The following is a 19,374-nucleotide window of genomic DNA, read 5'->3' on the forward strand; positions in this document are numbered from 1 at the left end:
ATAGCGGTGGAAAAGTTAACGGTCATTTCAAACGAACAAATAGCAGATCGCATTTATGAATTGAAAGTATCAGGACCTATTGTTGAACAATTAAAAGAACCGGGACAATTTGTACATATTAAAGTGGGTCAAGGTTCTCAACATATGCTTAGACGTCCAATTTCAATTTGTGAGATTGATCCAGCGAACCAAAGCTTTACAATGTTATTTCGTGCGGAAGGTGCAGGCACACAGAAAATAGCAACACTACATCAAGGGGATGAGTTAGATATATTAGCACCTCTTGGCAATGGATTTCCGGTCGATAAAGCAAAGCAAAAAGCATTGCTCGTTGGTGGTGGAATTGGCGTACCACCGCTTTATGAACTTTCAAAACAATTAAATGCCCGTGGTATCGAAACGGTGCATGTACTTGGCTTTCGATCTCAAAAAGACGTTTTCTATCAATCACAATTTGAAGCATTGGGAGAAACATATATTGTGACAGAAGATGGGACAGCAGGAACACAAGGTTTTGTTACAACAGTTATTGATCAGTTACCCGTAGATTATGATATTTACTATACTTGTGGACCTAAACCTATGTTAAAAGCATTGACACAGATGTATACACTTAAAGATGTGCCGGGTTATATTTCTCTCGAAGAACGTATGGGCTGTGGTGTAGGTGCATGTTATGCGTGTGTTTGTCATGTCCCTGAAAGTCCAACAGATTATGTTAAAGTATGTACAGATGGACCAGTATTTGAAAAAGGAGCGGTCGTATTATGAGTCGATTAAACATTGATATCCCCGGTTTATCCCTTAAAAATCCTATTATGCCAGCTAGTGGTTGTTTCGCATTTGGCGCAGAATATGGTGCGTTTTATGATCTTTCTGAACTAGGTGCAATAATGATTAAAGCGGCGACAAAGGAAGTACGTTTTGGTAATGAACCCCCTCGTGTTGCTGAAACAGATAGTGGCATGATTAATGCGATCGGCTTACAAAATCCGGGTGTACATCATATTTTAGAGCATGAACTTAAAACATTAGAACAATACGATGTTCCTATTATTGCAAATGTTGCAGGTTCGGTGGAAGAAGACTATGTATACGTAGCAGAACATATTTCAAAGGCACCTAATGTTCAAGCGTTAGAACTTAATATTTCATGTCCTAATGTCAAAGAAGGGGGTATGCAATTTGGGGTGGATCCTCAAGTTGCTGCTGAGCTGACACGCAAAGTTAAGGCAGTCTCAGATGTTCCGGTGTATGTTAAACTATCTCCTAATGTCACAAATATTGTTGAAATGGCAACAGCCATTGCACAGTATGCAGATGGTTTAACGATGATCAATACGTTAGTCGGTTTACGTATTGATGCCAATACAGGTCAGCCTATTATTAATAATATTATCGGTGGTTTAAGTGGCCCAGCAATAAAGCCCGTAGCACTGCGTATGGTTTATGAAGTACGTAAAGCTTTACCTGATATTCCAATCATTGCAATGGGAGGCGTACAAGATGTACAAGATGTTATTGATTACATATCAGTAGGAGCAGATGCTGTCGCAGTAGGAACAGCAAACTTCCAAAATCCCATGGTATGTAAGGATATTATAGATGATCTCCCATCACGTTTGGACGAATTGGGTGTTACACATATCCATGAACTTAAAGGGCGTACACAAAGGGGGCACAATTAACTTGAAACAGACACCGATTATTGCCTTAGATTTTGCAACTAAAGCAGAAGTGATGACGTTTTTAGCGCGATTTGATACGCCATTGTTTGTTAAGATAGGGATGGAGTTATTTTATCAAACGGGTCCTTCACTTATAGAAGAGATTAAAACCCAAGGACATGATATCTTTTTGGATTTGAAGCTACACGATATACCCAATACAGTTGGCAAAGCGATGGAAGGATTGGGACGATTGAATGTAGACCTCGTCAACGTCCACGCAGCTGGTGGATCAGAGATGATGCGCAGGGCAGTTGAAGGATTACGCCAAACGAACCCAGACACGAAAATTATTGCTGTGACACAGTTGACTTCGACTACGGAAGAACAGTTACATCAAGAACAGCAGATTCAAATGACGATGAAAGAAGCGGTTTGTCACTATGCACGATTAGCACAAATATCTGGTTTAGATGGTGTAGTATGCTCACCACTGGAAGCCGCTGAAATTACCAAAAAATGTGGGGGTTCATTTTTGAAAGTGACGCCGGGGGTACGTCCAGCTCATACTGCAATGAATGATCAAAAACGTGTGACAACACCAGAGGAAGCGCGACAGCTCGGTGCAACGCATATTGTTGTAGGACGTCCAATTACACAAAGTGACGATCCAGTCGCAAGTTATCATCAAATAACAGAAAGTTGGTTAGGTTAATGGTAAAAGCAATCGCAAAATCTTTATTGGATATTGAAGCCGTTTCATTATCACCACAGGATATGTTTACATGGAGCTCAGGGATTCAGTCACCGATTTATTGTGACAACCGTATTACATTGGGCTTTCCAGAAGTTCGCGAGGCGATACGTGACGGTTTAATTGATTTAATTAAGAAAAATTTTTCAGATGTAGAAGTTGTTTCTGGTACAGCCACAGCAGGGATTCCTCATGCTGCGTATGTCTCAGATAAGTTGAACTTACCCATGAACTATGTGCGTTCTAAAAGTAAAAGTCATGGTAAGCAAAATCAAATTGAAGGTGCTGAGAGTAAAGGCAAAAAAGTAGTTGTTATCGAAGATTTGATTTCGACAGGGGGATCATCCATTACAGCTGTTGAAGCATTGCGTACAGCAGGCGCAGAAGTTATTGGAGTTGTAGCCATCTTTACTTATGGTCTACAAAAAGCAGATGAGATGTTTGCGCAGGCAGAAGTTCCCTTTATGACATTGAGCAACTATGATGAGCTTATAGAAGTTGCTGAAACAGAAGGCAAAATTACAACAAATGATATTGAAACATTAATGGCATGGCGTAATCAACTGTAAAATAGTAAGAAAAAACGAGAGCAGTTATCATTGAAATGACGACTGCTCTTGTTTTTTATATTTATTTCATTGTTTCAGGTAATGCGAGTTGAAAGTTTACACCAAATCGATCTTGAACCCAAGCGAATTCACGATATTGAGGTGGCATGGCAGTTTTTGGCATTAAGATAGCACCGCCATCTTTAAGTCCGTTAAATAAAGTATCCATCTCTAACTGACTTTTGACTGTAACGTAGAGTGAGATTGCAGGCGTCATTTCAATAGAGGCACCATTAACATTATCAATAGCCATAAAAACCTGTCCGTTTAACGTGAAAATAGCATGTTGTACTTTTCCAGCTTGTTCAGGAATGGTCTCATCATATTTCACCATAGTGATGATCTCACTGTCTTCAAATAGTGATGTATAGTGCTGAATAGCCGCTTCAGCCTCACCATTAAACATTAAAAACGTAGTGATTTTAGGGATTTTCATAAACTAGCACTCCTTTATTCATTTTTATACTTTGTTGTACTGTTTTTTGAGCTATGCGGTCAAATATTACTTGTATTCGTCATATATTCATAGTATTTGTTCACATTACTTTCACTTATTATAATAACCCGTTACAATAAAGCTAAATCATAAGTGGAGGTTATATTGTATGATTAGTATGCATTTGCTTATTCCAATCTTAGTTATGTTACTTATCATTGTTGTAGGCTGGTTATTTTTACGTTGGTACTTGAGATAGCCATAGTTAAAAGTCATGAAGTGATGACAGCTGATTATGTTTCTGATTTCAGTGCTTGTATTTTGTCGTAATCAGGTGTAGCATAGCGTGTTTTTTGGTTGTCATATGTTACAAATCCGGGTTTGGCACCACTAGGTTTATGTACGTTTCGTATCTGTGTATAATCGACCGGAATTTGTCCAGATTGTCCAGCTTTTGAGAAGTAAGCTGCAATCATAGCTGCTTCATCAATCGTCTGTTCGCTCGGTGTATCGTTTAATATTACAACGTGACTCCCTGGAAAATCTTTTGTATGAAACCAATAATGTGATTTTTGAGCACGTTTATTTGTTAAATAATCATTTTGTTTATTATTTTTACCTACAAGAATAGTGTCACCATCCGTAGAAAGATATGTTTGTAAACGGATTGTTGATGCTTTTTTCTTTTTATGTTGTTTACGTTGTTTAATATAACCTTGTTCTGCTAATTCTTCACGAATGTCATCGATATCATCTACACTAATATGAGACAGTTGTTGTTCAATATTTTCAAAGTAATGGATGTTCTCTTTGGTCAGCTGAATTTGGTGTTTGAGTTCGTGTTCTCGTGTTTTAAGGCGATTATATTGTTTATAGTAGTATTGTGCATTATCAGCAGGAGATTTTATTGGATTTAAAGGAATAGATATATTTTCTCCAGTATAATAGTTTACAGTGTTTAGCGTTTTATCTCCTTGTTTAAGTTGATAAATATTTGCTGTAATTAATTCACCATAAAGTTGTTGCACCTCTTTATCTTGAGTGCCTTGTTGCTCATCGACAAGTTTACTTAATTTATTGCGATACTTTTGTAAATGCTGCTGTACGAGCTTCACTAAGTCATTTGCGCGTTGTTTAACACGTTCACGTTCGCCACGCGCATCGTAAAAGCGATCGAGCAGCTCATGTAGTGAATCATATTGCACAACATCATCATAAAACTGATGGAGTCGCATAAAATAAAAATCTTCTTTCCCAGTTTCATGGTTCTTGTGGAATAGAGGCGTTGTTTCTCCCAGTGTTTCCGCCATTACCTCATCGAATGCTTGAGGTAACGTATGTTGTGTCATAAAATGTTGACGTGATGTGATTTCTTTTGTGATAAGTGGAGAAAAACCTTCAAAAGTTTGTAAAAGTTGACGGTCGATACGTCCAGCATTAAAATCTATAAACTGTAAAACATCTTTACCTTTAAAATGATAAGGATTGTGCTTGTTTTGTGCAGGAGGCGCTTCATATTGAAAGCCCGGCATTACAGTACGATATTGATTCGTGTTAGGTGTGAGATGTTTAAATCCTTCAATAATTTTATAATCTTCATTGACAAGGATTAAGTTACTATGTTTGCCCATAATTTCTAAAATAACTGTACGAAAAATAGTGTCACCAATTTCATCTTTACTTTCAACGTCAATTTCTACACGTCGATCGTTATGGATTTGTCGAATTGAGCGGATAACGCCACCTTCGAGGTGTTTACGGAAAACCCGTGCAAACATAGGAGGTTCAAATGGATTATTATATTTTTTCGTTGTGAGGTGAATACGTGCAAAGTTTGGATGAATCGACAGCAACAAATGATGGTTTTTGCGATGTTGTCGAACGACCATAATCACAGTATCATTTTCAGGTTGATTAATTTTATGAATACGTCCACCGACTATCGTTTGTAGTGTGCTCACCATTTTTTTAGTAAAGAGACCATCAAATGCCATAAATATCTGCCACCTTTAAAGTATTTTCATTTCACGATTATATCATATTCTATACGTATTCACGTGTTGTAGCGTCATACTTGTATAAAATAAATCCATTTTGAACAGAGTGGAATAAGTTGCATATTGAGGGATGATCAAAGTTTTACAGATGTTAAAGTTATCTCTTGTACTTTACGATCTATTTTGAAAAGCGGGATGTGATGTAATACTCGCTCTATACAAGTGAAATCAAACTATGGTAAGATATGTAAATAACATAGAAGAATAACGTAGAAAGGTCGTTAGGCATGGAAACTGAAAAAGGCTTACTAATCGTTCTATCCGGTCCTTCAGGTGTTGGCAAAGGAACGGTCAGAAAACGAATCTTTGATGATCCTAACACATCTTATAAATACTCTATATCGATGACTACGCGAGATATGCGTGAGGGTGAGCAAGATGGTGTGGATTATTTTTTTAAAACGCGTGAAGCATTTGAGCAACTCATTGAGCAAGATGCATTTATTGAATATGCAGAATATGTGGGGAACTACTATGGTACCCCTGTACAATATGTAAAAGATACAATGAATGAAGGACATGATGTGTTTTTGGAGATTGAGGTTGAAGGCGCTAAGCAAGTGCGTAAAAAGTTTCCGGATGCGTTGTTTATCTTTTTAGCACCACCTAGTCTTGAACACCTTAAAGAACGCCTTATCGGTCGAGGAACAGAAACATCTGAAAAAATCCAGAGCCGAATTGATGAGGCGCGTAAAGAAGTTGAAATGATGAATCTCTATGACTATGTTGTTGTGAATGATGAAGTAGACCTGGCAAAGGCACGCATTCAATCGATTGTAGAGGCAGAACATTTAAAGCGTGAGCGTATTGAAGCAAAATATCGAAAAATGTTATTGGAGGCTAAAAAGTAATGTTATATCCACCGTTACATCAATTACAAGATAAAATTAATTCCAAATATTTAATTGCGACAACAGCAGCAAAACGTGCAAGAGAAATTCAAGCCAATCCAGATGCACTATTGTTAGACGGCTACACGAGTGAAAAAACAGTAGGCCGTGCACTTGAAGAGATTGCTGCAAGTAAAGTCGTACCTAACGTAGACCTTAAAAACTACTAAAATAAGACATGGAAATGGGACCCTCCATTAAGAGGCGATATGTATAACAAAAGCTATCAAAATCATTTTGGTGGCTTTTTTATTATATATTTTTTAATAATTATGGATTGATGGGAGGTGTCTCCCTTTATGAAATATATTATAATGCACATAAGAGTGAATAAATCAGGAGTGAAATTATGAAAAATATTTTATTAGCAGTAACAGGCGGTATTGCGGCATATAAAGCGATTGATTTAACGAGTAAACTTACACAGTCAGGCTATAATGTGCGTGTGATGTTAACAGCTCACGCACAAAAGTTTGTAACACCATTATCTTTTCAAGCTATTAGCCGTCAAGCTGTTTATACAGATATATTTGTTGAAGAAAATCCATCCGAAATTCAACATATCGCATTGGGGGATTGGGCAGACGCGGTAGTTATTGCACCTGCAACAGCAAATATTATTGCTAAATTAAGTCATGGTATGGCAGATGATATGGTGACGACAACACTCCTTGCTACCGAAAAACCTAAATTTCTTGCACCTGCTATGAATGTACATATGTATGAGAACCCAAGAGTACAAGCAAATATGAAAATACTAGAACAAGATGGTTATCATTTTATTGAGCCGGGTGAAGGGTTCCTTGCTTGTGGTTATATCGCCAAGGGACGTATGGCAGAACCACTAGAAATTCAAGCTGTTTTAGAGCGTGAAACAACTGATAAAAAGAGTCAAAATAAGCATTTAGCATCTTATTTTAAAGGACAACGCGTACTTATTACTGCAGGTCCAACGGTAGAAGTCATTGACCCCGTACGTTATGTATCCAATCGTGCTTCAGGTAAAATGGGATATGCATTAGCCCACGCACTTGTAGATTTGGGGGCAGAAGTAACACTTATTTCAGGACCGACACATTTGACACCACCAGACGATGTAATATTTGTACCTGTAACTAGTGCTGAAGAGATGTTTCAAGCTGTGATCAAACGTTATGAAAGTCAGGACATTGTATTTAAAACGGCTGCAGTCTCTGATTATACGCCTGTAAACAAGTTAGAAAATAAAATGAAAAAGCAAGAAGGTGCTTTATATATCGAGTTTGAGCGCACAAAAGATATCCTAAAATACTTAGGGGCACATAAGCAACATCAAAAATTAGTAGGATTTGCTGCTGAAACACAAGATGTCGAATATTATGCACAACAAAAACTGACACGTAAAAATGCAGATGTTGTAATCGCAAATAATGTAGGAGATCGTTCTATCGGATTTAATTCTGATGATAATGAAGTGACATTGTATTTTAAAGATGGTTTTAAAGTGCCTATTGCTAAAGTATCTAAAGCGGAGTTAGCTTATAAAATCTTAACAGCATTAGAAAGTAGATGGCGTATATGATTGCGCAAGTGATTGTAGATATAGCCGCAAAAAGCGTAGATAAAACATTTGATTATCTTGTACCAGAAGATTTAACAAATGTCGTAAAACCGGGTGTTCGTGTGATCGTCCCTTTTGGGTCTCGTAAAATTCAAGGCTATGTCATGAACCTCGTACCTGATAGAGATTCAGATATTGAAATATCAAGACTCAAACCGATTTATGAAGTTAAAGATATTCAGCCTGAATTGACAGAAGAACTTGTGGAATTAAGTGAATGGTATAGTCGTTATTTCATTGCTAAACGTATTTCAATATTAGAAGCAATGTTACCCAGCGCCCTCAAAGCAAAATATACGAAAGCATTTCAACTTATTGATAAAACATTATTGCCAGAAGCGTTGCTAGCACGCTTTAATCAAGAAGGGATCTATAAATATAAAGAAGCACAAACCCATGAAGATGTGAGCACGTTATTAAAGTATATGAAACAAAAAGCGGTTAAAGAAATTACTATTTTATCGCAACACACATCTAAGAAAAAACAACGTGCTGTAAGAATCATTAAGACGCATGCCAGTGATGAAGTTTTAGAGGCGCTAGAAAAACGACCGAAACAATATGAGGTTTATGCGTTTTTACTAGATGAGCAACATCGTGATGTATTGTTACGAGAACTTCATAATATGAATTTTTCCACTTCTGCTATTAATACATTAGTGCGACATGGATTTATTGAAAAATATGATGTCATTGTAGAACGTGATCCGTATGAAGGACGCATATTTGAACAGGAACCGAAACGTCAATTGACAACAGAACAACAAATAGCATTTGATAAGATGAAAGAAGCTGTTGATGATTCGCGAGATCAAACGTTTCTATTACATGGTGTTACGGGATCAGGAAAAACAGAAGTGTATTTACAAATTATCGAAGAAGTGTTAAATCATCAAAGAGAGGCAATGATGCTCGTACCAGAAATTGCATTAACACCTCAAATGGTCAATCGTTTTAAGCGACGTTTTGGTGATGAAGTTGCAGTATTACACTCAGGTTTATCACATGGGGAGCGTTATGATGAGTGGCAGAAAATACGAGATGGTCGTGCCAAAGTAAGTGTAGGTGCACGTTCTAGTATATTTGCACCTTTTAAAAAATTGGGCATCATTATTATTGATGAAGAACACGAAGCAACGTATAAACAAGAAGACTATCCGCGCTATCATGCCAGAGACATTGCAGCATGGCGTTGTCAATACCATCATTGTCCACTTGTGTTGGGGAGTGCAACACCTAGTTTAGAAAGTTATGCGAGAGCAACAAAAAAAGTATATCAGCTATTGTCAATGCCAACACGTGTAAATCAGCAGCCTTTACCAGATATTATCATTCGAGATATGCGAGAAGAGCTAGCCAATGGTAATCGCTCTATTTTTTCTAATGATTTAGCCAAGGCAATAGAAGAGAGATTAGAAAAAAAGGAACAAGTGGTATTATTTTTAAATCGTCGTGGCTATGCATCATTTATGTTGTGTCGAGATTGTGGTCATGTACCACAATGTCCAAATTGTGATATTTCTATGACTTATCATAAAACATCCGATGAACTTAAATGTCATTATTGCGGTCATCATGAGCCTGTACCATTTAAATGTCCAAACTGTGAAAGTGAACATATTCGTCAAATGGGAACAGGTACACAGCGTGTAGAAGAATTAATACAAGAACGTTTTCCATCTGCCCGTATTATTCGTATGGATGTAGATACAACGAGTAAAAAAGGAAGCCATGAACAATTGCTAAAAGCATTCGGTGAGGGGCAAGGAGATATTCTATTAGGCACACAAATGATTGCGAAAGGACTTGATTTTCCTAATATTACATTAGTAGGCGTCTTAAATGCGGATACAATGTTAAACTTACCGGACTTTCGTTCAAGTGAGCGAACATATCAATTGTTAACACAAGTTGCAGGGAGAGCCGGTAGACACCAGAAAAAAGGTGACGTTATTATTCAAACATATAATCCAGATCATTATGCGATACAAGATGTTCAAGCGAATGATTATTTAGCATTTTATGAAAAAGAAATGAAGTTTAGACAAATCGGTAAATATCCACCATATTATTATTTAATTAATTTTACAATTTCACATGAAAATATGAAAAAAGTATTACAAGCAGCAACGCATATTCATCAAATTTTATTGCAACATTTAACAGGTAAAGCATTCGTTTTAGGTCCAGCGCCTGCTGCATTAACGCGAATCAATAATGCATTTCGCTTTCAAATATTAGTGAAATATAAAAGTGAACCATCATTAGCACATGCATTGCGATATTTAGATGACTACTATCATGAACAATATGAGCAAGATCATCTCGTCTTACGTATTGATATAGGACCTTATATGCTAATGTAACAAATAAGAGAAACCCCAGTGCCGTACAAAATGTACAGCTTCTGGGGTTTTTATATACACAAGAAAGGCATATCCTCTTTTTATAACAGATTATTCTTGTTCATGTCTTTTCTTTTTACGCCCAAAGAGAATCAATGAACCAAGACCAGCAAATAATGTACCGAATAAGGTTGGATTTGTTGAACTTTGACCTGTATTTGGCAATCCTAAGCTATCAGAGTCCGAATTGCTGTCCGAATCACTGTCGGAATCCGAGTCGCTATCCGAATCAGAGTCACTATCTGAGTCAGAATCGCTGTCGGAATCTGAGTCGCTATCCGAATCCGAGTCACTATCTGAGTCAGAATCGCTGTCGGAATCCGAGTCGCTATCCGAGTCAGAGTCGCTGTCGGAGTCAGAATCACTGTCAGAGTCCGAATCGCTATCAGAGTCCGAATCGCTATCGGAGTCAGAGTCACTGTCAGAATCTGAGTCACTGTCGGAATCCGAATCGCTGTCCGAGTCGGAGTCACTATCAGAATCCGAGTCGCTGTCGGAGTCAGAGTCACTGTCAGAATCTGAGTCACTGTCGGAATCACTGTCAGAATCCGAGTCGCTATCCGAGTCAGAGTCGCTGTCGGAGTCAGAATCACTGTCCGAGTCAGAATCGCTGTCGGAATCTGAGTCGCTATCCGAATCCGAGTCACTATCTGAGTCAGAATCGCTGTCGGAATCCGAATCGCTGTCCGAGTCGGAGTCGCTATCCGAGTCAGAATCGCTGTCGGCATCTGAGTCACTGTCGGAATCGCTGTCCGAGTCGGAGTCACTGTCGGAATCTGAGTCACTGTCTGAATCCGAATCGCTGTCCGAGTCGGAGTCGCTATCAGAATCCGAGTCGCTGTCGGAGTCAGAGTCGCTGTCCGAGTCACTGTCTGAATCAGAATCGCTATCCGAGTCAGAATCGCTGTCGGAGTCAGAGTCGCTGTCCGAGTCACTGTCGGAATCCGAATCGCTATCCGAGTCAGAATCACTGTCTGAATCCGAGTCACTATCGGAATCAGAATCGCTGTCCGAGTCGGAGTCGCTATCAGAATCCGAATCGCTATCCGAGTCAGAGTCACTGTCTGAATCAGAGTCACTGTCGGAATCACTGTCGGCATCTGAGTCGCTATCAGAGTCGGAGTCGCTGTCTGAATCCGAGTCACTGTCGGAATCCGAGTCGCTATCAGAATCCGAGTCACTATCTGAGTCAGAATCGCTGTCCGAGTCGGAGTCACTATCAGAATCCGAGTCGCTGTCGGAGTCAGAATCACTGTCAGAGTCCGAATCGCTATCAGAGTCGGAGTCGCTATCGGAGTCAGAGTCACTGTCAGAATCTGAGTCACTGTCGGAATCACTGTCAGAATCCGAGTCGCTATCCGAGTCAGAGTCGCTGTCGGAGTCAGAATCACTGTCAGAGTCCGAATCGCTATCAGAGTCCGAATCGCTATCGGAGTCAGAGTCACTGTCAGAATCTGAGTCACTGTCAGAATCTGAGTCACTGTCGGAATCAGAATCGCTGTCCGAGTCGGAGTCACTATCAGAATCCGAGTCGCTGTCGGAGTCAGAGTCACTGTCAGAATCCGAGTCGCTATCCGAGTCAGAGTCGCTATCCGAATCCGAGTCACTATCTGAGTCAGAATCGCTGTCAGAATCCGAGTCACTGTCAGAGTCCGAATCACTGTCCGAATCCGAGTCACTGTCCGAATCCGAATCGCTGTCAGAGTCGGAGTCGCTATCAGAATCCGAGTCGCTGTCGGAGTCAGAGTTGCTGTCCGAGTCACTGTCGGAATCAGAATCGCTATCCGAGTCAGAATCACTGTCCGAATCCGAGTCACTATCGGAATCAGAATCGCTGTCAGAGTCGGAGTCGCTATCCGAGTCGGAGTCGCTGTCAGAATCCGAGTCACTGTCAGAATCCGAGTCGCTGTCTGAATCTGCGTCGCTGTCAGAATCCGAGTCGCTGTCAGAATCCGAGTCGCTATCAGAATCCGAGTCACTATCTGAGTCAGAATCGCTGTCGGAATCTGAGTCACTGTCTGAATCCGAGTCGCTATCCGAGTCACTGTCTGAATCAGAATCACTGTCTGAATCAGAATCACTGTCAGAATCCGAGTCACTGTCTGAATCCGAGTCGCTATCGGAGTCAGAGTCACTATCAGAGTCCGAATCGCTGTCGGAATCTGAGTCACTGTCTGAATCAGAATCGCTGTCAGAGTCCGAATCGCTATCCGAGTCGGAGTCACTATCCGAGTCGGAATCAGAATCACTGTCAGAATCAGAATCGCTGTCAGAGTCAGAATCACTATCTGAGTCAGAGTCGCTGTCGGAATCAGAATCAGAGTCGCTATCAGAATCCGAGTCACTATCTGAGTCAGAATCGCTGTCAGAGTCGGAGTCACTATCAGAATCCGAGTCGCTGTCCGAGTCAGAGTCACTGTCGGAATCACTGTCCGAATCAGAGTCGCTATCCGAATCAGAGTCGCTATCCGAATCCGAGTCACTATCCGAATCCGAGTCACTATCAGAGTCAGAATCGCTGTCAGAATCAGAGTCACTGTCAGAGTCCGAATCACTGTCAGAATCAGAGTCACTGTCTGAATCCGAATCGCTGTCAGAGTCGGAGTCGCTATCAGAATCCGAGTCGCTGTCGGAGTCAGAGTCGCTGTCCGAGTCACTGTCGGAATCAGAATCGCTATCCGAGTCGCTATCAGAATCAGAGTCACTATCGGAATCAGAATCGCTGTCAGAGTCGGAGTCGCTATCCGAGTCGGAGTCGCTGTCTGAATCCGAGTCACTGTCAGAATCCGAGTCGCTGTCTGAATCTGCGTCGCTGTCAGAATCAGAGTCGCTGTCAGAATCAGAGTCGCTATCAGAATCCGAGTCACTATCTGAGTCGGAGTCGCTATCCGAGTCAGAGTCACTGTCTGAATCCGAATCGCTGTCCGAGTCCGAATCGCTATCCGAGTCGGAGTCGCTATCCGAGTCACTGTCTGAATCAGAATCACTGTCCGAATCAGAGTCACTGTCTGAATCCGAATCGCTGTCGGAATCTGAGTCACTATCAGAATCACTGTCGCTGTCAGAATCAGAGTCACTGTCGGAATCCGAATCACTGTCAGAATCCGAGTCGCTGTCAGAATCCGAGTCGCTATCAGAGTCCGAATCGCTGTCAGAATCAGAGTCGCTGTCGGAATCTGAGTCACTGTCTGAATCCGAATCGCTGTCCGAGTCTGAGTCGCTATCGGAATCAGAGTCGCTGTCAGAATCCGAGTCACTGTCAGAATCCGAGTCGCTATCGGAGTCCGAATCGCTATCAGAATCCGAATCGCTATCCGAGTCCGAATCGCTGTCGGAATCCGAGTCGCTATCGGAATCCGAATCACTGTCTGAATCCGAATCGCTGTCAGAGTCAGAATCACTATCTGAGTCAGAGTCGCTGTCGGAATCTGAGTCACTGTCTGAATCAGAATCGCTGTCAGAATCCGAGTCGCTATCAGAGTCGGAGTCGCTATCCGAGTCAGAGTCACTGTCTGAATCCGAATCGCTGTCAGAATCAGAATCACTATCTGAGTCAGAGTCGCTGTCGGAATCTGAGTCACTGTCTGAATCAGAATCGCTGTCCGAGTCAGAGTCGCTATCCGAATCAGAGTCGCTGTCAGAATCAGAGTCACTGTCTGAATCCGAATCGCTATCGGAATCCGAGTCAGAATCATCTTCTATTTTATTTTCATAGAAACCTGAATCAATTGTTTCGTCGTTTTCTGTAAGGTTAACTTGAACAATTAGACCATTAGAATCTTTTTCCATATCATCACCTTGGTGTGAATCTGTTGGAATATAATTTTCAGGTGTTTCAAATTCAATAATATATTGATTTGGGTCTAGATTTTTAAATGAGTATTCACCATTTTCATCAGTAGTAGTTCTTGAAATTTCATTACCATCTTTATCTTTTAAGATAACGGTAACATCTGGAATACCTTTTTCATCATCATTTTGAATCCCATCTTTATTATCATCTTTCCATACTAAATGACCTAATTTAAACTTTGGTTTTTTATGGAAACCAGAGTCGATCGTTAGATCGTCACCATCAAGGAGATCAACATCGATACGAAGGCCATCAGAATCGAGTTCATCATCATTGCCTTGTTCAGCTTGAGTAGGAACAAAGCCATCAGGTGTAGTAAATTCAACAGTGTAGTGACCTGAGTCTAAGTTGTCGAAAAGATATTGACCATTTTGGTCAGTCAAAGAACGAGCAATTTCGTTACCGTCAGAATCTTTAAGGATCACGGTTACGTTAGGAATGCCAGATTCATCATGACCTTGAATGCCATCTTTATTTGTATCTTCCCAAACAAAGTTACCTAATTTAAACTTTGGTTTTTTGTGGAAACCAGAGTCGATCGTTAGATCGTCACCATCAAGGAGATCAACATCAATACGAAGACCATCAGAATCGAGTTCATCATCATTGCCTTGTTCAGCTTGAGTAGGAACAAAGCCATCAGGTGTAGTAAATTCAATAGTGTAGTGACCTGGGTCTAAGTTGTCGAAAAGGTATTGACCATTTTGGTCAGTCAAAGAACGAGCAATTTCGTTACCGTCAGAATCTTTAAGGATCACGGTTACGTTAGGAATGCCAAATTCATCATGACCTTGAATGCCATCTTTATTTGTATCTTCCCAAACAAAGTTACCTAATTTAAATTTTGGTTTTTTATGGAAGCCTGAGTCAATTGTTAAATCGTCACCATCAAGGAGATCAACATCAATACGAAGACCATCAGAATCAAGTTCATCATCATTGCCTTGTTCAGCTTGAGTAGGAACAAAGCCATCAGGTGTAGTAAATTCAACAGTGTAGTGACCTGGGTCTAAGTTATCGAAAAGATATTGACCATTTTGGTCAGTCAAAGAACGAGCAATTTCGTTACCGTCAGAATCTTTAAGGATCACGGTTACGTTAGGAATGCCAAATTCATCATGACCTTGAATGCCATCTTTATTTGTATCTTCCCAAACAAAGTTACCTAATTTAAATTTTGGTTTTTTATGGAAGCCCGAGTCAATTGTTAAATCGTCACCATCAAGGAGATCAACATCAATACGAAGACCATCAGAATCAAGTTCATCATCATTGCCTTGTTCAGCTTGAGTAGGAACAAAGCCATCAGGTGTAGTAAATTCAACAGTGTAGTGACCTGGGTCTAAGTTATCGAAAAGATATTGACCATTTTGGTCAGTCAAAGAACGAGCAATTTCGTTACCGTCAGAATCTTTAAGGATCACGGTTACGTTAGGAATGCCAAATTCATCATGACCTTGAATGCCATCTTTATTTGTATCTTCCCAAACAAAGTTACCTAATTTAAACTTTGGTTTTTTATGGAAACCAGAGTCGATCGTTAAGTCATCGTGTTGAAGATCAACTTGAACTGAAAAGCCGTCCGAGTCATTCGCATCATTATGACCTTGATTTGTAGCAGTAGGGACAAAACCATCAGGTGTAGTAAATTCAACAGTGTAGTGACCTGGGTCTAAGTTATCGAAAAGATATTGACCATTTTGGTCAGTCAAAGAACGAGCGATTTCGTTACCGTCAGAATCTTTAAGGATCACGGTTACGTTAGGAATGCCAGATTCATCATGACCTTGAATGCCATCTTTATTTGTATCTTCCCAAACAAAGTTACCTAATTTAAATTTTGGTTCTCGATAGAAACCGGAATCAATCGTTAAGTCATCGTGTTGAAGGTCAACTTGAACTGAAAAGCCGTCCGAGTCATTCGCATCATTATGACCTTGATTTGTAGCAGTAGGCATAAAGCCATCAGGTGTAGTAAATTCAACAGTATAATGACCGGGATCTAAGTTTTCAAAAAGATAATGACCATTATTGTCAGTGGTTGTGTTTGCGACTTCTTGTCCTTGGTCATTTAATAAAACAACCGTAACGTTAGGAATACCAAGTTCATCAGTATCTTGAACCCCATTTTTATTGGTATCTTCCCAGACAAAGTCACCTAGAACGAGTTTAGCTTCACGATGAAAGCCAGCGTCAATTGTCAAGTTATCAGAATCAGTGAGATCTACACTAACAATAGTACCATCAGAATCTTTATCACTATTATTGCCTTGATGAGTAGGCGAAGGAATAAAGCCATCAGGTGTGATGAATTCAACGATATAATGTCCCTTTACAAGTTTCTCGAAAAGATAGTGACCTGTATTATCGGTAGTCGTACGTGCAATTTCTTCACCGTTGTTATCTTTTAAAATAACAGTAACACCTGGAAGAGGATTTTCATTTACATCTTGAATCCCATTTTTATTCGTATCTTCCCAAACGTAATCACCTATCTTGAGTGTAGAGCCTTTATAGTAACCGGAATCAATGGTCATATTATCTTGTGTTAAGTTGACCTTAACGATAACACCATCAGAGTCTTTATCGTCGTTTGTACCTTGATTACTATCTGTTGGAATGTAACCTTTAGGGGCGAAGAATTCAACAGTGTAATGACCTTTTTTAAGATTTTCAAAGAGATATTGACCATTCTCATTTGTCGTTGTACGTGCAATCTCTTTTTCGTTTTCATCTTTAAGGATAACAGTCACATCGGCAATACCTGGTTCATTTGCATCTTGAATTCCATTTTTATTGGTATCTTCCCAAACAAAGTTCCCAAGTTTATAAGAAAAGTTTGTTCTGTAAAAACCAGAATCGATTGTGAGGTCATCAGCTTCAATGTCAACATCGATAACTAAGCCATCCGAATCATTATCATCGGCATCATCTTGTTCGGCTAATGTTGGTTTATAACCTTCAGGTGTGATGAATTCGACAGTATAATGACCAGCATCTAAGTTGTTAAACAAGTAGTGACCTGTTTCATCTGTTTTTGTGCGTTTAATAATACGACCATTAGAGTTTTTCAATAAGACGGCAACACCTTCGATACCGTGTTCATTGTCGTCTTGAATACCGTTTTTATTTGTGTCTTCCCAAACGTAATCTCCGATAAGAAGTTTTGAACTATTTTTATAGAAGCCAGAATCAATTGTAAAATCATCATCTTGTAGCGAAACTTCTACCTCTAAACCGTTTGAATCTGTACTTTCATCGCCACCTTGTTCAGTGTCTGTTGGATAGTAATCGGCTGGTGGAATAAATTGTACGATATAGTCATTTGGTTTTAAGTCTTCAAAGACATAATGACCCGTTTTATCAGTCGTTGTGCGTTTTAATTCTTTACCTGACGCATTTTTTAAAATAACAGTGACGTTTGCCAATCCATCTTCACTATCGTCTTGGATACCATCTTGGTTTTTATCGATCCAAACATAGTCCCCTAAACGAAATGTTGATTTTTCTTTATAAAAACCAGAGTCAATGGATACGTCATCGTTCGTGAGGTTAACATTGACTACTGTACCATCAGAGTCGACATCTTCATAACCTGGATTTTGGAAATTAGCTTTTGTTGGTTTGTAACCTGGTGGCGTAACAAATTCCACGATGTATTGATTAGGTTCTAAATTTTCAAAAGCGTATTGACCTGTTTCATCTGTTAAGGTACGTTTGATTTCTTTACCTTGATGATCCTTTAAGATGACGGTGATATTTGGGATACCTGATTCATCAGAGTCTTGAACACCATCTCTATTTTCATCAAGCCAAACCGTATCTCCAATTTTATATTTAGGTTTAAGCTGATAGAAACCAGAATCAATAGTCATATCATCATGAGTTAAATAAACATCAACTTCTAAACCATCTGAATCAGCAGTATCATCATTGCCTTGTTCAGCTAATGTTGTATGGTAACCATCCGGTGTTTCAAACTTAACAATATATCTACCGGCATCAAGGTTATTAAATTCATAGTAACCGGATTGATCTGTTGTTGTTTGTTTCAAAAATCTGCCCGATGATGTATGCAGTGTAACGGATACATTAGATATACCGTTTTCGCTTAAATCTTGAATACCATTTTTATTCGCATCATCCCAAACATAGTTACCTAAACGATATTTTGTATATACAGGTCTTGGAGGAGGAGGCGGTGGTGCGCCACAACCACATGGTGTTTTATAACGTAAAGCATTATAGCCACCATAATAACCAGCTGAACGGAACATCACATAGTTATTACGTGCAAAAGCTAACTGTCGTTCTTCTGTTGGAATATCTTGTGTTGGTAAAGTTGTAGCTTTATCAATAACAGATGCACTCAAATGTTGTTCTTCTTCTGGTAACGCAAAGGATGTTGGCAATGTACTTGGTGGTTGTTCGTTTTGTTGGACATCTTGTTCGGTATTCAATGGTGTAGTACGAGGTGGTGTCTCGAGGTTTGTGAAAAATTTCGCTTCGTCTTCAGAAATTTCATCGTCTTGCTCAAGTGATTCCGTGTTGTTCGTGTTTGCTGTGTCTTCAGATGTGTGAATAACATCTTTGGTTGGTGTAGTGTCTTGCTCGTCTGCTGTGCTATTGGTTTGAGTTGTTGCTTCATTATCAGCGATTATTACTTCTTTGACTTCTGATGAGTTGTCGGTAGCTGATTGTTCAATATTGTCTGATGCAATGTCATTTAAATCATCAGTGGTGTCATCAATCAGAGATTCAGAAGTTTGCTGATTGTCAATTTCATTCGCTTTGGCATCATTACTTAATCCGAATAATAATGTTGTTCCGACTAAAATAGATGCCGTTCCAACGGTGAATTTTCGAATAGAGTATTTATTTAGCCTATTCGGAATAAAATCATACTTCTTATTCATATTTACACCCCTATACAGTTGAGATTAGCGGTATATCAATACTGCTACAATGATTATATGCTAACATTTTTATAAAAACAACATCGAAATTAAGTTTTAAAAATTATATTATTGTTATTTTAGAATAGTTAAAATTAGAGTTTGAGACTATTGTTTTTCTTGATTTTTGCAGTTGATTTATAAATAAA

The 19,374-nt window shown here is 39.4% G+C and carries 11 protein-coding genes; 8 read left to right on the forward strand and 3 right to left on the reverse strand.

Going from position 1 to position 19,374, the window contains the following annotated elements:
• Positions 1 to 6: 6 nt before the first annotated feature.
• The 4 genes from FGL66_RS03395 to pyrE are packed head-to-tail and all read left to right on the forward strand — an operon-like array spanning position 7 to position 2,990.
• Positions 7 to 771: a dihydroorotate dehydrogenase electron transfer subunit gene (locus FGL66_RS03395; RefSeq protein WP_258007302.1), complete on the forward strand. Its 765-nt coding sequence runs from the start codon at positions 7 to 9 to the stop codon at positions 769 to 771.
• Positions 768 to 1,688: a dihydroorotate dehydrogenase gene (locus FGL66_RS03400; RefSeq protein ID WP_180810204.1), complete on the forward strand. Its 921-nt coding sequence runs from the start codon at positions 768 to 770 to the stop codon at positions 1,686 to 1,688. Before FGL66_RS03395 ends, FGL66_RS03400 begins: the two co-directional genes overlap by 4 nt.
• Before the next feature lies 1 nt (position 1,689).
• On the forward strand, positions 1,690 to 2,382 hold the full coding sequence (pyrF, locus tag FGL66_RS03405) for an orotidine-5'-phosphate decarboxylase (RefSeq protein ID WP_180810205.1): 693 nt from the start codon (positions 1,690 to 1,692) through the stop codon (positions 2,380 to 2,382).
• Complete coding sequence (gene pyrE, locus FGL66_RS03410) at positions 2,382 to 2,990, forward strand: orotate phosphoribosyltransferase (protein WP_180810206.1); 609 nt, start codon at positions 2,382 to 2,384, stop codon at positions 2,988 to 2,990. Before pyrF ends, pyrE begins: the two co-directional genes overlap by 1 nt.
• Positions 2,991 to 3,051: 61 nt before the next feature.
• Here pyrE and FGL66_RS03415 read toward each other — a convergent pair whose 3' ends face one another.
• Together FGL66_RS03415 and FGL66_RS03420 are read right to left on the reverse strand one after the other, a co-directional pair.
• Complete coding sequence (locus tag FGL66_RS03415; protein ID WP_180810207.1) at positions 3,052 to 3,465, reverse strand: VOC family protein; 414 nt, start codon at positions 3,463 to 3,465, stop codon at positions 3,052 to 3,054.
• Positions 3,466 to 3,758: 293 nt separating this feature from the next.
• Positions 3,759 to 5,459 (reverse strand): Rqc2 family fibronectin-binding protein, encoded by a 1,701-nt coding sequence (locus tag FGL66_RS03420; protein ID WP_180810208.1) that lies wholly within the window; start codon positions 5,457 to 5,459, stop codon positions 3,759 to 3,761.
• Positions 5,460 to 5,749: 290 nt separating this feature from the next.
• On the opposite strand from FGL66_RS03420, the gene gmk reads away from it, so the two are divergent.
• The 4 genes from gmk (at position 5,750) to priA (ending at position 10,378) form a co-directional block, all read left to right on the forward strand.
• Complete coding sequence (gmk, locus tag FGL66_RS03425) at positions 5,750 to 6,373, forward strand: guanylate kinase (RefSeq protein WP_180810209.1); 624 nt, start codon at positions 5,750 to 5,752, stop codon at positions 6,371 to 6,373.
• Complete coding sequence (rpoZ, locus tag FGL66_RS03430) at positions 6,373 to 6,582, forward strand: DNA-directed RNA polymerase subunit omega (protein ID WP_180810210.1); 210 nt, start codon at positions 6,373 to 6,375, stop codon at positions 6,580 to 6,582. The genes gmk and rpoZ overlap by 1 nt, the downstream gene beginning before the upstream one ends.
• Positions 6,583 to 6,761: 179 nt before the next feature.
• Positions 6,762 to 7,973 carry a bifunctional phosphopantothenoylcysteine decarboxylase/phosphopantothenate--cysteine ligase CoaBC gene (gene coaBC, locus FGL66_RS03435; RefSeq protein ID WP_180810211.1) on the forward strand — a complete coding sequence of 404 codons (1,212 nt, stop codon included), beginning with the start codon at positions 6,762 to 6,764 and terminating at the stop codon, positions 7,971 to 7,973.
• Positions 7,970 to 10,378 (forward strand): primosomal protein N', encoded by a 2,409-nt coding sequence (gene priA / locus FGL66_RS03440; RefSeq protein WP_180810212.1) that lies wholly within the window; start codon positions 7,970 to 7,972, stop codon positions 10,376 to 10,378. Before coaBC ends, priA begins: the two co-directional genes overlap by 4 nt.
• Positions 10,379 to 10,468: 90 nt before the next feature.
• Here the strand turns inward: priA and FGL66_RS10020 are convergent, their stop codons facing one another.
• Complete coding sequence (locus FGL66_RS10020) at positions 10,469 to 19,186, reverse strand: SdrD B-like domain-containing protein (RefSeq protein WP_258007303.1); 8,718 nt, start codon at positions 19,184 to 19,186, stop codon at positions 10,469 to 10,471.
• Positions 19,187 to 19,374 lie beyond the last annotated feature (188 nt).

It is taken from the genome of Staphylococcus sp. 17KM0847 (assembly GCF_013463155.1).
GTDB lineage: Bacteria > Bacillota > Bacilli > Staphylococcales > Staphylococcaceae > Staphylococcus.

What these genes read in the sequence shown, in the direction of transcription:
- FGL66_RS03400 (WP_180810204.1), top strand. Translation starts at nt 768, where the DNA reads ATGAGTCGATTAAACATTGATATCCCCGGTTTATCCCTTAAAAATCCT.
- pyrE (WP_180810206.1), top strand. Translation starts at nt 2,382, where the DNA reads ATGGTAAAAGCAATCGCAAAATCTTTATTGGATATTGAAGCCGTTTCA.
- FGL66_RS03415 (WP_180810207.1), bottom strand. Translation starts at nt 3,465, where the DNA reads ATGAAAATCCCTAAAATCACTACGTTTTTAATGTTTAATGGTGAGGCT.
- FGL66_RS03420 (WP_180810208.1), bottom strand. Translation starts at nt 5,459, where the DNA reads ATGGCATTTGATGGTCTCTTTACTAAAAAAATGGTGAGCACACTACAA.
- gmk (WP_180810209.1), top strand. Translation starts at nt 5,750, where the DNA reads ATGGAAACTGAAAAAGGCTTACTAATCGTTCTATCCGGTCCTTCAGGT.
- rpoZ (WP_180810210.1), top strand. Translation starts at nt 6,373, where the DNA reads ATGTTATATCCACCGTTACATCAATTACAAGATAAAATTAATTCCAAA.
- coaBC (WP_180810211.1), top strand. Translation starts at nt 6,762, where the DNA reads ATGAAAAATATTTTATTAGCAGTAACAGGCGGTATTGCGGCATATAAA.
- priA (WP_180810212.1), top strand. Translation starts at nt 7,970, where the DNA reads ATGATTGCGCAAGTGATTGTAGATATAGCCGCAAAAAGCGTAGATAAA.
- FGL66_RS10020 (WP_258007303.1), bottom strand. Translation starts at nt 19,186, where the DNA reads ATGAATAAGAAGTATGATTTTATTCCGAATAGGCTAAATAAATACTCT.